The sequence below is a fragment of the Burkholderia sp. 9775_39 genome (genome assembly GCF_015712225.1).
In the GTDB taxonomy this organism is placed as follows: domain Bacteria; phylum Pseudomonadota; class Gammaproteobacteria; order Burkholderiales; family Burkholderiaceae; genus Burkholderia; species Burkholderia cenocepacia.
In genome coordinates, this window is record NZ_JACCQC010000012.1 from 151,849 (window position 1) to 165,999 (window position 14,151).

Consider the following 14,151-nt stretch of genomic DNA (forward strand, 5'->3'; position numbering starts at 1 on the left):
GCCGACAGTGGTTGGGCAGGCTTCGCCCGGGCCACCGGAATTCGGAATATACGCGACGAATCAAGGGAATAGCAACAAAAACCGCTTGATCGAACCCCAATTAAACGAATGCCTCGATCTGGTGCTGTTTTATTGGGGCCGTATCGTTTTGGTGCAAAAAGAAGCGGCGCCCGCCGCGCCGCTTCTGGCCCGCCTTTCCGGCGTTACTGCTGGATCGGCGGCGTGTTTTCACGCACCTTTCTGGGGCGCCCGCGCGGCAACGGCGAGACGCGCCGGTTCGCGGTGCGCGCCGCCCACTCGCGGTAATTCTCGCCGCCGAGCACCCACCCCTTCAGCGTGGCCTGCTGCAGCTGATCGGCCTGCCGCTCGTCGAGCGGCTGTTCGCACAGCTCCTTGTACGCCCGCTGGCGGTCGAACGGCGTGTTGCCGAGCGCCCAGTAGAGCGGATGGTCGGTGATCAGGCTGTCGACGGTGAGCCCGACGTGATGCCGGTAGCTCGACCAGCGATAGGCCTCGGGCGTCGCGACGAGCTGCGAGCGCACCGGGCTCATCTCGACCACGCGGCTCGCGAGCAGGAAATAGCGCTCGCCTTCGATCACGGTCGCGCGATAGCGGCCTTCCCACAACGTGCCGCGCCGCGAATAGCGCCGGTTGAAATGCGCGACGTAGCGACGGCCGACGGCCTGCATCGCCTTCGGCAGGCTCGCCTCGTCGCTCGGTGTCACGAGGAGTTGCACCTGGCGCGGCAGCAGCACGTAGGCGTGTACCGCCAGGTGATGATCGCGTGCGGCGGCCTTCAGGCAATCGATGAAGAGTTCGTAGTCCTGGTCGTCGACGAACGCGGGTTGCTGATCCAGGCCGCGCAGTATCACGTGCTGCGGCTGGTCGGGAACGTAGAGTCGTGCTAACCGTGCCATGCTGAATGTCCGTTTGAACGCGTTAGGAAATACCCGGAGGTCCGAAAATGCGCACCTGCGTAGAATGCCTGCCCCAGCGGCGCGCGTAAGCGTACGGTCGTGCGAATCCTAGGGAGAAAACTCTAACTTACGAGCTTGTTTGGTTTTAAACGCAGTCGTCATAATGAGCACGCCTTTGATCGGAGGAGACACAATGAAACGAAAACTGGCCATTACGGGGGCCGCAGCGCTCGCATTCACGTTCGCGGGCGGTACGGCACATGCACAATCCGCAGGTGATTTCTACGTCAGCACCGGCTGGCTGCACCTTGCGCCGCAGGACAGCAGCGACCCGCTGTTCGTCTACGGCGTAGGCGGCACGCCCGTCAATCAGTCGATTCCCAACACCGGCGCCGGCATCAGCGATGCCGACACGCTCGCGCTGGCGACCGGTTACTTCGTGACCGACCATATCGCCACCGAGTTCATCGCCGGCATCCCGCCGAAGTTCGACATCACCGGCAAGGGCCAGTTCTCGAAGTTCGGTACGCTTGGCCGCGCGTACCAGTGGAGCCCTGCGCTCCTCCTCAAGTACTACTTCAACGACGCCAACGCGAAGTTCCGTCCGTATGTCGGCGTCGGCGCGACGTATATCTGGTTCACCGGCGCGAAGATCACGAACAGCACGTTCGAGAACGGCGTGCTCGGCGGCCCGACCAGCGCCACGACCAGCAACCAGTGGGCGCCCGTGTTCAACGCCGGCTTCACGTACAACTTCACGAAGCACTGGTTCGCCGGCTTCTCGATGTCGTACATCCCGGTCAGCGTCACCGCGACCTTCACGACGGCGCGCCGGACCCCGGTCGGTACGCTGACGGAAACGTCGAAGGCCCACATCTCGCTGAACCCGATCGTGACGTACCTGAACGTCGGCTACCGCTTCTAAGCGTAGTCGAATATTTGGGGAATGGTTAATCCTGCTGCAATTTGTAGCGGATTTTTCCTGGCGTAACGTCTCCACGATGCAAAACGCCCCGACGGAAATCCCGTCGGGGCGTCGTTTTTTCGCGTCAGGCACGTTCGGCGCAAGGGTTTTACCGGACGCCGCCGCGGCCGTGGCCGTCAGACGACGTCGATATCGTCCAGCGCGTCGGGCGCGATCAGGTCGATGCGGTCCGTGCAGACCGCGTCGACGCCCCAACGCGCCAGTTCGCGCGCCCGTTCGAGGTCATTCACCGTGTAAACCAGGATGCGCAATCCGGCGGCCTTGATCGCACGCACCAGGGATTCGTCGAGCCGAGTGTGGTCTGCATGCAACGATACGCAGTCGAGCGCATCGATGACCTGCGCATGCCAGTCGTCCGGCACGACTTCGTAGAGCATCCCGCGCGGGAGTGCCGGCGCCGTCGCGCGCGCCTGCCGCAGCGCGTCGAACGAGAACGACGACAGCAGCGGCGCCACGGCGGCATCGCGCCAGTACGCGGCCGCATCGGCCGCCACGCGCTGCCCGGTTTCGCGCTCGCGCCCCGGGCACGGCTTGATCTCGACGTTCGCGGCCAGCCCGTGCGCGATGCAGCGCGCCGCCGCCGCCTCGAGCGTCGGCATCCGTTCGCCCGCGAAACGCGCGTCGCGCCACGCGCCCGCATCGAGCGCGGCCAGCGCCGCATAACGCATGCCCGCCGCCGCTCCGTGACCGTTCGAGGTCCGGTCGACCGTGTCGTCGTGCAGCAGGAAGGTCACGTCGTCGGCCGACAGCTTCGCGTCGAACTCGACCATCCGGTGACCGCGCCGCGCGCCCTCGTCGAGCGCGGCCAGCGTGTTCTCCGGCGCGAGCGTGCCGCCGCCGCGATGGGCGACGACGCGCGGATAGGGCCAGTCGGTACGGATCGTCATCGTCGGTCTCCCGCAGTCAAACGGTTTCAGCCGGCCCGCTTGCCGGTTTCGGGATCGAAGAAATGCAGCCGGTGCGCTGGCAGCGCCGCCGCCAGCGCCGTGCCGCGCGCCGGGCGGTCCGCGTGCGGCAGGCGCACCGCGACGTCGTGATTGCCCCAGCGGCCGTGCGCGAGATTGTCCGCGCCGAGCAGCTCGCACGAATCGACCGGCAGCGTCGCCTGCGCGACGCCCGGCTGCGGCGTCATGTGTTCGGGACGCACGCCGAGTACCCAGTCGCGCCCGGTAGCGATCTCGCTGCCGATGCCCGGTGCGCCGGCGACCGGCAGCGCGGGGCCGCCGCCCGCGACCGTGAAGGTCGCGCCGTCTTCCGACAGCCGGCCGTGCATCAGGTTCATCGCGGGCGAGCCGATGAAGCCCGCGACGAACACGGTCGCCGGCTTCTCGTACACGTCGACCGGCGCGCCGATCTGCTCCGCGTAGCCGCGGTTCATCACGATCACCCGCTGCGCGAGCGTCATCGCCTCGATCTGGTCGTGCGTCACGTACACACTCGTCGTCGCGAGCCGCGCGTGCAGCCGCTGGATCTCGAGCCGCATCTGCACGCGCAGCTTCGCGTCGAGGTTCGACAACGGCTCGTCGAACAGGAACACCGACGGTTCGCGCACGATCGCGCGCCCCATCGCGACGCGCTGCCGCTGGCCGCCCGACAGCTCGCGCGGCCGCCGCGCGAGCAGCGGCTCGAGCTCGAGGATCTTCGCGGCCGCCGCCACCCGCGCATCGATCGTCGCGCGCTCGATCCCGCGGATCTTCAGCCCGTAGCCCATGTTCTGCGCGACCGTCATGTGCGGATACAGCGCATAGTTCTGGAACACCATCGCGATGTCGCGGTCCTTCGGCTCCAGCGTGTTGACGACCCGGTCGCCGATCGCGATCTCACCGTCCGTCACGGTTTCGAGACCCGCGATCATCCGCAGCAACGTCGACTTGCCGCAGCCCGACGGGCCGACCAGCACGATGAATTCGCCGTCGGCGATCTCCACGTCGATGCCATGCAGCACGTGCTGCTTGCCGTCGTAGGATTTCCTGACGCCCTTCAAGCTCAGCGCAGCCATACCTGGTCCTTCTCCCGGTTACGTCGGTCGTTCATTTCTCGGAATCGACGAGGCCGCGCACGAACCAGCGCTGCATCGCCAGCACGACGACAAGCGGCGGAAGCATCGCCAGCAGCGTCGCCGCCATCACGTATTGCCATTCGGTCGCGGCGTCGCCGCTCGCGATCATCGTCTTGATGCCCACCACCGCCGTCGACAGCGACGCCTCCGTCGTGATCAGGATCGGCCACAGATACTGGTTCCAGCCGTAGATGAACGTGATCACGAACAGCGCGGCGATGCTCGTCTTCGACAGCGGCAGCACCACGTCCCAGAAAAAGCGCAGCGGCCCCGCGCCGTCGATGCGCGCCGCGTCCATCAACTCGTCGGGCAGCGTCATGAAGAACTGGCGGAACAGGAACGTCGCGGTCGCCGATGCGATCAGCGGCATCGTGAGCCCCGCGTAGGTGTTCGTCAGGTGCAGCGTCGACACGACCTGCACGGTCGGGAAGATCCGCACTTCCACCGGCAGCATCAGCGTGACGAAGATCAGCCAGAACGCCGTGTTGCGAAACGGGAAGCGGAAGTAGACGATCGCATACGCGGACAGGATCGACACCGCGATCTTGCCGACCGCGATGCCGAGCGCCATCGCGAAGCTGTTCACGAGCAGGCGGCCGAACGGCGCCGTCGTGCCGCCGCTGCCGTGCCCCCAGATGTACGCGATGTTCTCGAACAGGTGCGTGCTCGGCACCAGCGACAGCGGCACCGTGAACACTTCCTGCGCGTTCATCGTCGCCGCGCAGAACGCGACGTAGACGGGGAACACGATCAGCACGACGCCCGCGATCAGCACCGCGTGGCAGAACAGGTCGAAGCCCTTGCGATTCTCGATCATGCGTATTGCACCCTGCGTTCGACGAAGCGGAACTGGATCACCGTAAGCCCCACGACGATGATCATCAGCACGACCGACTGCGCGCCCGAACTGCCGATGTCGAGCCCCTGGAAGCCCTCCGCGAAGATCTTGTAGATCAGCGTCTTGGTGCTCTGCGCCGGGCCGCCGCCGGTGGCCGCGTCGATCACCGGGAACGTGTCGAAGAACGCGTAGACGAGGTTCACGACCAGCAGGAAGAAGCTCGTCGGCGACAGCAGCGGCAGCACGATGTTGAAGAAGCGCCGCACCGGCCCCGCGCCGTCGATCGCCGCCGCCTCGATCAGCGAGCGCGGAATCGCCTGCAGCCCCGCGTAGAAGAACAGGAAGTTGTAGCTCACCTGCTTCCACACCGACGCCAGCACGACGAGGAACATCGCCTGCCCGCCGTTCAGCGCGTGGTTCCACACGATGCCGCCCTTCGCGAGCGCATACGTGATCAGGCCGATGCTCGGATTGAACAGGAACGCCCACAGCACGGCGGCGATCGTCGGCGCGACCGCGTACGGCCAGATCAGCAGCGTGCGGTACGCGCGCGCGCCGCGGATCACGCGGTCGGCGCACGCGGCGAGCAGCAGCGACACGACGAGCCCGCTCACCGTGACGAGCGAACTGAACACGAGGGTCGTGCGGAACGAATCGAGATACAGCGGATCGGCGAACAGGTGCGTGAAGTTCGCGAAGCCGACGAATTCGCTCGACGTGCCGAACGCGTCCTGCATCTGCGTGGACTGCCACAGCGCGACGCCGGCCGGCCACAGGAAGAACACGGCGGTGATCGCGAGCTGCGGCGCGATCAGCAGGTACGGCACCGGGCTCGTACCGAAACGGGAACGGGATTGCATCGCGGATATCCGGTCAGGCGAAACGGAAAGGAAACCGCACCGCCGGACGGCACGCGCTCACGCGCGACACCGCCGGCGGCACGCAGCGATGCGCGCTCAGCCGCCCGACTTCTCGAAGCGGCGCAGCAGTTCGTCGCCGCGCGACGCGGCCGAATCGAGCGCGTCCTTCGGCGCCTTCTTCTGCGCCCAGACCTGTTCGAACTCCTCGTCGACGACCGTGCGGATCTGCGGCATGTTGCCCAGGCGCAGCCCCTTCGTGTACGGCAGCGGCGGCTTGTTCAGCATCTGCTTGATCGCGGTTTCGGCGCTCGGGTTCTTCGCATAGAAGCCCTGCTGGCGCGTCAGGTCGTACGCGGCGGTCGTGACCGGCAGGTAGCCGGTGTCCTGATGCCACTTCGCGGCGACGGCGGGCGAAGCCAGGTACGCGAGGAATTTCGCGACGCCCTTGTAGGTCGCGGGATCCTTGCCGGCCAGCACCCACAGGCTCGCGCCGCCGATGATCGCGTTCTGCGGCGCGCCCTTCACGTTCGCGTCGTACGGCATCATCCCCGTGCCGTAGCTGAACTTCGCGAACTTCTGCACGTTCGCGAGCGCGCCGGACGACGTCGTCAGGATCCCGCAGTCGCCGCTGTAGAACTTCGCCGACGCTTCGTCCTTGCGGCCCGCGTACGTGAACGTGCCGTCCTTCGCCATCTGCTGGAGGAACGAGAGGTGCGCGATCTGCTGCGGCTTGTTGAACTCGAGCACGGCGTCGGTGCCGTCGAAGCCGTTGTTGCTGCTCGCGAACGGCAGCCCGTGCCACGCGCTGTAGTTTTCGAGCTGGATCCAGCCCTGCCAGCCGGTCGTGAAGCCGCACGCCATCCCCGCCTTGCGCAGCTTCTCGGCATCGGCCTTCACGTCGGCCCACGTCTTCGGCGGCTGGTTCGGATCGAGGCCCGCCTTCTTGAACGCATCCTTGTTGTAGTACAGCACCGGCGTCGAGCTGTTGAACGGCATCGACACGAGGTGGCCCGTCTTCGCGTCGCTGTAGTAGCTCGCGATGGTCGGCACGAACGCCTTCTCGTCGAGCGTCACGCCCGCCTGCTTGAACACGTCGTAGACCGGCACGACCGCCTTCTTCGCCTGCATCATCGTCGCCGTGCCGACTTCGTAGACCTGGAGGATCGCCGGCGCGTTGCCGCTGCGATAGGCCGCGATGCCCGCCGCGAGCGCCTGGTCGTAAGTGCCCTTGAAGACCGGCACGATCTTGTAGTCGCTTTGCGACGCGTTGAACTGGTCGGCGATCGCGTTGACCCGCTCGCCGAGCGCAGCCTCCATCGCATGCCAGAACTGAATTTCCGTCGCGGCGAGCGCGACGTGCTGCGCCCCGAACATCAGCGCGCCGCCGAGCGCGATCGAACGAACCAGTGTCCCCGCAGGCTTCTTCTTCATCGACCTCTCCTATGAAAACGTTACCAACAGCGTGTGCAACATTCCCGTCGCCATTGAACCGGCGAAGTCTAGTGATCGTTTATGACAGTCAGTTGTCGCTGATGACGAACAGGCGCTGATATTCCTTCAGCGCGAAGCGGTCGGTCATGCCGGCGATGTAGTGCGCGACGAGACGCGGCTGCTGCGCCGCGTCGTCGGACTGGTACGGCGGCGGCAGCAGGCGCGGATCGTCGATGAACGCGTCGAACAGCCCCGTGACGACGCGTTGCGCCTTGCTCGCCATGCGCATCACCTTGTAATGGCGATACAGGTTCTTGAAGAGGAAGCGCTTGAGCGCGGCGGCCTGCGCGGCGACTGCCGGGCTGTGCGACACGAGCGGCGGCGCGGCGCGCACGTCGTCGAGCGATGCGGGCGCGACGCGGGCGAGATTGCGCGTCGTCTCGTCGATCAGGTCGACGATCAGCGTGTTGATGATGCGGCGCACCGTCTCGTGCACGAGACGGCGGCCTTCGAGGTGTGGGAATTCGGCGAGCGCCGCTTCGTAGTGACGCTGCCACAGCTCGACTTCCGCGAGCTGCTCGATCGTGATCAGGCCGGAGCGCAGGCCGTCGTCGACGTCGTGGTTGTTGTACGCGATTTCATCGGCGATGTTCGCGAGCTGCGCTTCGAGCGACGGCTGGCGGCCCTGCAGGAAGCGCTCGCCGAGCGCGCCGAGCTTGCGCGCATTCTCGCGCGAGCAGTGCTTCAGGATGCCTTCGCGCGTCTCGAAGCACAGGTTCAACCCGTTGAACGCGCCGTAGTGCTCCTCGAGCTCGTCGACCACGGCGAGGCTCTGCAGGTTGTGCTCGAAGCCGCCGTGCTCGCGCATGCACGCATTCAGCGCGTCCTGCCCGGCATGGCCGAACGGCGTATGGCCGAGGTCGTGCGCGAGCGAGATCGCTTCGACGAGATCCTCGTTCAGGCGCAGGTTGCGCGCGACCGAGCGCGCGATCTGCGCGACTTCGAGGCTGTGCGTGAGGCGGGTGCGGAACAGGTCGCCTTCGTGATTGACGAAGACCTGCGTCTTGTATTCGAGCCGGCGAAACGCGGTCGAGTGGACGATCCGATCGCGATCACGCTGGAATTCGGTGCGCGCCGCCGGCGGCGTTTCAGGATGGCGGCGGCCGCGCGACTGCGACGCGTGCGCGGCATACGGAGCAAGATGGGCTTCCAGCGCCGCCAGCGTCGGCGGCTCGGCCACCGGCGCAGCGGATGCGCGGCTGGCTTCGGGCAATGTGCTGCTGGATGTCTCGCTCACGTCTCCTCCATGTCAGGGGCGCCGGCGCATCCGGGCCGCCGTTAGCGGGTCGTCTGCGCCAGTGTAGCGAATACCGCTTCGTCCGGCGCCTGCGTGATCAGCGTATCGCCGAATCGCTTCAGCAGGATGAACTTGATCGCGCCGGCCTCGGCCTTCTTGTCGACGCGCATCAGGTCCATGTAGCGCGCATCGCCGAGCGCGGGCGCGCGGGTCGGCAGATGTGCGGCCGCGATCACCGCATCGAGGCGCTGCCGCGATGCTTCGTCGAGGAGGCCGAGCCGCACCGACAGGTCGCCCGCCATCACCATCCCGCAGCCGACCGCTTCGCCGTGCAGCCATTCGCCGTAGCCGAGCCCGGCCTCGATCGCATGGCCGAACGTGTGGCCGAAGTTCAGGATCGCGCGCAGGCCGCCTTCGCGTTCGTCGGCCGCGACGACGCTCGCCTTGATCTCGCACGAACGCTTCACTGCATGCGCGAGCGCGGCGGGCTCGCGACGGTTCAGCGCCTCGACGTTCGCCTCGATCCAGTCGAAGAACTCGGCATCGGCGATCGCGCCCGTCTTGATGACTTCGGCGACGCCGGCCGCCAGCTCGCGATCGGGCAGCGTCGTCAGCGCGCCGATGTCCGCGATCACCGCCTGCGGCTGGTAGAACGCGCCGATCATGTTCTTGCCGAGCGGGTGGTTGATGCCCGTCTTGCCGCCGACGGACGAATCGACCTGCGACAGCAGCGTCGTCGGCACCTGGATGAACGGCACGCCGCGCATGTAGCACGCGGCGGCAAAACCGGTCATGTCGCCGACCACGCCGCCGCCGAGCGCGACGAGCGTCGTCTTGCGATCGGCGTGGTCCGTGAGCAGGCCGTCGAAGATCAGGTTCAGCGTTTCCCAGTTCTTGTACGCCTCGCCGTCCGGCAGCACGACCGTCGACACGCGCTTGCCGAGCGGCGCGAGCGCCGCGCGCAGCGCGTCGCCATAGAGCGGATCGACCGTCGTGTTCGTGACGATCGTGACGGACGAACCCTTGATGTGGGGCGCGAACAGCTCGGTGCGGCCGATCAGGCCGGCGCCAATATGAATCGGATAGGCGCGGTCGCCCAGATCGACGTTGACAGTAATCATGCTTGTAGCGGCTTGGCGATGACGCCGGCCAGTTCGAGTTGCATCAGCACCATGTTGACGAGACCGTTGACCGACGGACGGCCGGTCTCGATGACGAAATCCGCGCATTCGCGGTACAGCGGGTCGCGCACTTCGTACAGCGCTTCGAGACGCCCCTTCGGATCGTCCGTCTGCAACAGCGGGCGATTCTTGTCCTTGCGCGTGCGCAGCCACAGATCGTGCGGATTGGCGCGCAGGTAGACGACGATGCCGTTGGTTTTCAGGCTGTCGCGATTTTCCGGGCGCAGCACCGCGCCGCCGCCCGTCGCGAGCACGATGTTCTCGCGCTGCGTGAGATCGGCGATCACCTGCGTTTCGCGGTCGCGAAACCCGGCCTCGCCCTCCAGCTCGAAGATCACCGGGATGCGCGCGCCCGTACGGGCCTCGATTTCGTGGTCGGAGTCGAAGAACGTCCTGTCGAGACGACGCGCGACCGCACGGCCCACGGTGGTCTTACCCGCTCCCATAAGGCCGACGAAAAATACGTTTGCATGTGGGTCCCGCGCTTGCAACGGCTTCCTCTGCTTCAATCTTGCTGGTGTGTGGCGCAGCTTACTGGCAAAGCGGCTGCCTTGTCGAGCCTGCGCCGGCGGCTTCCGGCCCCGTTTTCTCGGCATCCTCGTCGCCCGCGCCGGGTGCGCCGCACCGCGGATCGACGACGGTCGGCGTGATGAAGACGACCAGTTCGTTGCGCTGGTCGCGCTGCGCGCGGTGCCGGAAAAGCGCGCCCAGAACGGGTATTTTGCCCAAGAGCGGCACGCGCGTCACATCGTTCCGGTTCAGTTGTTCATAGATACCGCCGATCGCGACCGTCCCGCCATTCTCGACCTCGACGCGCGTCTGCACATGCTTCGTATGGATGGCGGGGCCGGCCGCGGTCGGCTCGCCGACGCTGTCCTTGGTCACGTCGAGATCGAGCACCACACGCCCGTCCGGCGTGATCTGCGGCTCGACCTCCAGCTTGAGCGTCGCGCGGCGGAACTGCACGCCGCTCATGCCATTGCCGACCTTCGCCTGGTACGGCAGCTCGGAACCCTGTTCGACGATGGCCTTGACGCGATCGGCCGTCACCACCCGCGGACGCGAAACGATCTGGCCCCGGCCCTGCGCCTCCAGCGCGCTGAGCTCGATGTCGAGTACGCGGCTGAGCGGCGCGGCGAACAGCGTGAAGCCGGCGGTGGCCGCGTCGAAACCGCCGAGCGGCCGCGCGGCAAGGTCGAGCGCGTTGCGCGCGTCCGCCGTGAACGACGTGCCCTCGGCTGACGGCGGCCGCCCCTGCGCACGCAGCGCGACACGTGCGCCGAGGTTGCGCGAGAAACCCTGCTCGCCTTCGACGATGCGGGCCTCGATCCGGACCTGCCGCGACGGCCGGTCGATCGCGTCGATCAGGCCGGCGATCTGCACGATACGCGGTGCGAGATCGGTGACGAACAGCAGGTTGGTCCGCGGATCGGCCGCCGCGGCGCCGCGCTTCGACAGCAGGCGCTGGCCGGTCGCGCCGGCCAGCAGCCGTTGTACGTCCTGCGCGCGCGGATAGTGCAGCATGAAGGTACGGCTCGCCAGCGGCTCGAGATCGGCGGCCCGCGCGTGCATGTCGAAGCGCTCGCGTTCGCGCGCAGCCAGCTCGGCTGCCGGCGTGACCCAGATCACGTTGCCGCGCCGGGACATCGCAAGCCCGTGCATGTCGAGCAGCGTGTCGAACGCCTCGCGCCAGCGAACATTGTTCAGACGCAACGTGACCGTGCCGCGCACCTGCTCGCCGACGACGATATTGAGCCCGGTGAACCGCGCGATCGCGTCGAATGCCGCCGCGAGCCCGACGCCCTGCAGATTCAGCGAGATCCGCCGTGCGTCGTCCGCATCGCCCGGTTGGCGGGCCGCGGCGTCGCTCATCCGGGCCGGCGGCGCCAGCGGGATCGGCGGTCCCTCCAGCGCGGGGCCCGGTGCGGCGGTTTCCGTCTGCCGTGCCGCGCGCGCCGCATGATTGAACGGTGGCGGGCCGGCGTCTTCCGTTGCCGCACTATCCACGCCGTCGGCCACACGCAGCGGCAGACCCGGCACCGACACATCCGTCGACCCGGCGGGCCAGACCGCCGGCAGCGGCGGCAACGACGCGCTTGCGCCGGCCGCCGTCACGCCGGCCCAGAGGGCAAGCACCCAACAACGGTGTTTCGTCATGGCCGACCTCCGTCGTCCAGGACGAGCCGCTGCGAGCCGTCCGCCGTCGCAAGCGTCACGGCCGCGCGATCGATGCGCACCACGCGCGCGGCACCCAGTACGTCGCCAGGCGCGACGGCCGTGAACGCGCCGTCGCCGTCGTCGAACAACGCGAGGCCGGCCCGCGCGTCGCGAATCGTGCCGGCGAAGCGGGCTGCGTGACCCGCCGCTTCGGCCGCGCCGGCGTCGCCGAACGGATCGGCGTCGGGCGCAGCGACGCGAACCGTCGTGTTGCCGTCCGCGGTCGTGGTCGCCGGCAGCGCCGGAAACACGTCGACGGACATGTCGACCCGCGCCGCCGACGTGCCACGCTCGATACGCAGCGCCGACGGTACGGCCAGCACCGGGAACCGCGCCAGGCCGCCAACCATGTGCAGCAGCGCGCGAAAACCACCATCGGCGGCGATGTGCACGGTGCGCCGGCCGTCCGGTGCCGCGCCATCGGCGCGCTGCGGTTCGACCGATACGCCGCTCAGCCCGCTCGACGCGGCGAGATCGGCCAGTTCCAGCATCAGCGCGGCCCATTCCGGCGCATGCGGCGAACGATCGTCGCGCGTCGACGCACGATGCCCGTCGCGTCGTTGTCCAGTGGAAGCGAGCACGCGTTGCGCGTCGGCCGCGCGCGCCTGCGCTGCGGCGAGCAACGCGCGACTATGGGCAAGCCCGCTCCAGTCGGCCGCATTCGCCAGATGAATGCCGCCGCCCAGCACGGCCGCGAATGCCAGCACGCAACCCGCGGCATGCGCGGCCGCCGGCGACACGCGCGGCATGCCGCCTGGCCCGACGCCGCCACCCAGCGCCGGCCGATGCACGAGCGTCGTCATGCGCCGCCTCCCGACATCGTCCGCGACGCCGTCGGGTCGTGCCAGCGCAACTGCACCGAGAAGCGGAACGGCATCCCGGCCGTGGGAGCCGGCGCATCCGAGGCCGGCTTCAACGTCTCTATATCGATCCGCCAGTCGCGCTGCTCGCGCGCCATCGCGGCGAGCCATCGCGCAGCGGCCCGGTAACTCTCGGCGCGCGCTTCGAGCACCGCGCCGGTCGACGTCATGCGCAGCGCGTCGAGCCGGATACGATCGGCACGCACCTGCTTCAAGGTCGCCAACAGCCCTGCCATGCGCCGGTAAGGCGCGGCCAGCGCAGCCGCCTGTGCGTCGCGTCGCGCGATGGCGGCGGCGGCATCGACCGCACGCGTCGCAGCCGCCACCTGGGGCTGCAACTGCCGCAGCCGCGTCTCCACGCTGGCGCGCTCGGCATCCACCCGCCACCGCGACAACACGGCGGCGCCCGTCCACAGCCCCGCACCGAGCACGCCGAGCAGCATCGCCACACCGCACTGCGCGACCCGGCGACGCCGCAACGCCTGCGCCAATCGCTCGCGGTACGGCAGCAGGTTGAAGTCGCCGAGTATCGCCTGCTCGGCCGCCGCCGCGCCTTCGCTTGCCGACACGTGAGCGGCCGTCATTCCCACACCCCGCGCAACGCCAGCCCGAATGCGACGGCAAACGCCGGGCCGCCCGGCATGCCGGCGCGCGCGCACGGCTGTCCGTCCCAGCCCGTGCAGTCGAACGGGACCACCGCCGTGCCGAGCACGTCGCCGATCTCGGCGACGGACGTGTCGAAGCGGGCGATACATCGCTCGTCCCCGGCGACGAATACGCAATGCACGGCCCCGAGCGCGCGCCGCCGCAACGCATCGGGCAGTGCTTCCGGCAACGTGCCGGACAGCGTCAGCACCGGGATAGCCGACGAACCCTCGATTCGCCAGCCGCGCACGCCCGCGTCGCAGAACCACAGCGCGGCGTAGGCACCCTGCGCGTCGAGTTCGAACTGCGCGGCATAGCGCAGCGCACGCAGCACGGCGGCCGACTCGCCGTCGATCACGGTCAGGTCGATACCGGCCTGCGCGGCCACGTCGATGCGCCGCTCGAGCAACGCCAGCGGCGCCACCGCCACCGCGATCTCGCCGGATCGCACGCCGCCGTAGTGCCGCCAGTCGAACGCGAGACTGTCCGGCGCCAGCCCCGAGATGCGTTCGGCCGCCTGCCGCGCGGCGTCCGGAATGTCGCCGCGCCCGGCCAGATCGAGCGTCGCGGTGCGCATCTCGTCATCGTGCAGCGCCATCACGCCGCACGCGTCGCACCGCACCTCGGCCGCCGACAGCCGCGACACGGCCGCCGCCAGCGATCGCGCGACCGCCGCCCAGCGTGCGTCTTCCGGCCCGCCCGCCAACCCGACCGGCTCCCGCTCGAGCCCCTCGACGCGCACGTCCGCGTCCCTGCCGCGCCGGCTCAGCACGGCCACCCTCACCTCGTGCGCACCGACGTCGATTCCCGTCGACCGGTGCCTGCCCTGTGCAAACCGCGCCACCCATCGTCCTGCCATCC

14 protein-coding genes are annotated in these 14,151 nt (G+C 68.2%); 1 reads left to right on the top strand and 13 read right to left on the bottom strand.

The features are described from left to right. Window positions 1-203 precede the first annotated feature (203 nt). Window positions 204-917: a transposase gene (locus H0X90_RS18220; protein ID WP_006494443.1), complete on the bottom strand. Its 714-nt coding sequence runs from the start codon at window positions 915-917 to the stop codon at window positions 204-206. A gap of 193 nt (window positions 918-1,110) precedes the next feature. Between H0X90_RS18220 and H0X90_RS18225 the strand changes: the two genes are divergently transcribed. After that, window positions 1,111-1,842 (top strand): OmpW family protein, encoded by a 732-nt coding sequence (locus H0X90_RS18225; protein ID WP_006490624.1) that lies wholly within the window; start codon window positions 1,111-1,113, stop codon window positions 1,840-1,842. A 176-nt stretch (window positions 1,843-2,018) separates the two neighbouring features. On the opposite strand, the gene ugpQ is transcribed toward H0X90_RS18225, so the two are convergent. The 12 genes from ugpQ to H0X90_RS18285 all read right to left on the bottom strand — a co-directional run bounded on the left by ugpQ (window position 2,019) and on the right by H0X90_RS18285 (window position 14,149). Further along, window positions 2,019-2,789 carry a glycerophosphodiester phosphodiesterase gene (gene ugpQ / locus H0X90_RS18230; protein ID WP_006491785.1) on the bottom strand — a complete coding sequence of 257 codons (771 nt, stop codon included), beginning with the start codon at window positions 2,787-2,789 and terminating at the stop codon, window positions 2,019-2,021. Between the two features lie 26 nt (window positions 2,790-2,815). Beyond that, a complete protein-coding gene (locus H0X90_RS18235; RefSeq protein ID WP_006481861.1) occupies window positions 2,816-3,901 on the bottom strand; it encodes a sn-glycerol-3-phosphate import ATP-binding protein UgpC in 1,086 nt (361 codons plus the stop codon). A gap of 31 nt (window positions 3,902-3,932) precedes the next feature. Further along, complete coding sequence (gene ugpE / locus H0X90_RS18240; protein WP_034201080.1) at window positions 3,933-4,778, bottom strand: sn-glycerol-3-phosphate ABC transporter permease UgpE; 846 nt, start codon at window positions 4,776-4,778, stop codon at window positions 3,933-3,935. Then, window positions 4,775-5,659, bottom strand: coding sequence for a sn-glycerol-3-phosphate ABC transporter permease UgpA (ugpA, locus tag H0X90_RS18245; RefSeq protein ID WP_006481867.1), 885 nt, complete (start codon window positions 5,657-5,659; stop codon window positions 4,775-4,777). The genes ugpE and ugpA overlap by 4 nt, the downstream gene beginning before the upstream one ends. A 96-nt stretch (window positions 5,660-5,755) precedes the next feature. Further along, complete coding sequence (ugpB, locus tag H0X90_RS18250) at window positions 5,756-7,090, bottom strand: sn-glycerol-3-phosphate ABC transporter substrate-binding protein UgpB (RefSeq protein ID WP_077188925.1); 1,335 nt, start codon at window positions 7,088-7,090, stop codon at window positions 5,756-5,758. A gap of 88 nt (window positions 7,091-7,178) precedes the next feature. Next, on the bottom strand, window positions 7,179-8,363 hold the full coding sequence (locus H0X90_RS18255) for a deoxyguanosinetriphosphate triphosphohydrolase (protein ID WP_206532787.1): 1,185 nt from the start codon (window positions 8,361-8,363) through the stop codon (window positions 7,179-7,181). A gap of 65 nt (window positions 8,364-8,428) precedes the next feature. Beyond that, the gene (gene aroB, locus H0X90_RS18260) at window positions 8,429-9,508 is read right to left on the bottom strand and encodes a 3-dehydroquinate synthase (RefSeq protein WP_006481864.1); all 1,080 of its coding nucleotides are present in this window, start codon (window positions 9,506-9,508) and stop codon (window positions 8,429-8,431) included. Continuing rightward, on the bottom strand, window positions 9,505-10,059 hold the full coding sequence (gene aroK / locus H0X90_RS18265; protein ID WP_034201082.1) for a shikimate kinase AroK: 555 nt from the start codon (window positions 10,057-10,059) through the stop codon (window positions 9,505-9,507). The genes aroB and aroK overlap by 4 nt, the downstream gene beginning before the upstream one ends. Before the next feature lie 40 nt (window positions 10,060-10,099). After that, window positions 10,100-11,725 (bottom strand): type IV pilus secretin PilQ, encoded by a 1,626-nt coding sequence (pilQ, locus tag H0X90_RS18270; protein ID WP_077188924.1) that lies wholly within the window; start codon window positions 11,723-11,725, stop codon window positions 10,100-10,102. Continuing rightward, complete coding sequence (locus H0X90_RS18275) at window positions 11,722-12,588, bottom strand: pilus assembly protein (RefSeq protein ID WP_077188923.1); 867 nt, start codon at window positions 12,586-12,588, stop codon at window positions 11,722-11,724. The genes pilQ and H0X90_RS18275 overlap by 4 nt, the downstream gene beginning before the upstream one ends. Further along, entirely contained in the window at window positions 12,585-13,229 is a 645-nt protein-coding gene (locus H0X90_RS18280; protein WP_077188922.1) for a fimbrial protein, read from the bottom strand. Before H0X90_RS18280 ends, H0X90_RS18275 begins: the two co-directional genes overlap by 4 nt. Continuing rightward, entirely contained in the window at window positions 13,226-14,149 is a 924-nt protein-coding gene (locus H0X90_RS18285) for a competence protein ComA (protein WP_077176558.1), read from the bottom strand. Before H0X90_RS18285 ends, H0X90_RS18280 begins: the two co-directional genes overlap by 4 nt. Between the last annotated feature and the right edge of the window lie 2 nt (window positions 14,150-14,151).

Excerpts from the sequence above, each read along its gene's own strand:
- H0X90_RS18220 (WP_006494443.1), bottom strand. The coding sequence starts at position 917 with ATGGCACGGTTAGCACGACTCTACGTTCCCGACCAGCCGCAGCACGTG.
- H0X90_RS18225 (WP_006490624.1), top strand. The coding sequence starts at position 1,111 with ATGAAACGAAAACTGGCCATTACGGGGGCCGCAGCGCTCGCATTCACG.
- ugpQ (WP_006491785.1), bottom strand. The coding sequence starts at position 2,789 with ATGACGATCCGTACCGACTGGCCCTATCCGCGCGTCGTCGCCCATCGC.
- H0X90_RS18235 (WP_006481861.1), bottom strand. The coding sequence starts at position 3,901 with ATGGCTGCGCTGAGCTTGAAGGGCGTCAGGAAATCCTACGACGGCAAG.
- ugpE (WP_034201080.1), bottom strand. The coding sequence starts at position 4,778 with ATGATCGAGAATCGCAAGGGCTTCGACCTGTTCTGCCACGCGGTGCTG.
- ugpA (WP_006481867.1), bottom strand. The coding sequence starts at position 5,659 with ATGCAATCCCGTTCCCGTTTCGGTACGAGCCCGGTGCCGTACCTGCTG.
- ugpB (WP_077188925.1), bottom strand. The coding sequence starts at position 7,090 with ATGAAGAAGAAGCCTGCGGGGACACTGGTTCGTTCGATCGCGCTCGGC.
- aroB (WP_006481864.1), bottom strand. The coding sequence starts at position 9,508 with ATGATTACTGTCAACGTCGATCTGGGCGACCGCGCCTATCCGATTCAT.
- pilQ (WP_077188924.1), bottom strand. The coding sequence starts at position 11,725 with ATGACGAAACACCGTTGTTGGGTGCTTGCCCTCTGGGCCGGCGTGACG.
- H0X90_RS18275 (WP_077188923.1), bottom strand. The coding sequence starts at position 12,588 with ATGACGACGCTCGTGCATCGGCCGGCGCTGGGTGGCGGCGTCGGGCCA.
- H0X90_RS18280 (WP_077188922.1), bottom strand. The coding sequence starts at position 13,229 with ATGACGGCCGCTCACGTGTCGGCAAGCGAAGGCGCGGCGGCGGCCGAG.
- H0X90_RS18285 (WP_077176558.1), bottom strand. The coding sequence starts at position 14,149 with ATGGCAGGACGATGGGTGGCGCGGTTTGCACAGGGCAGGCACCGGTCG.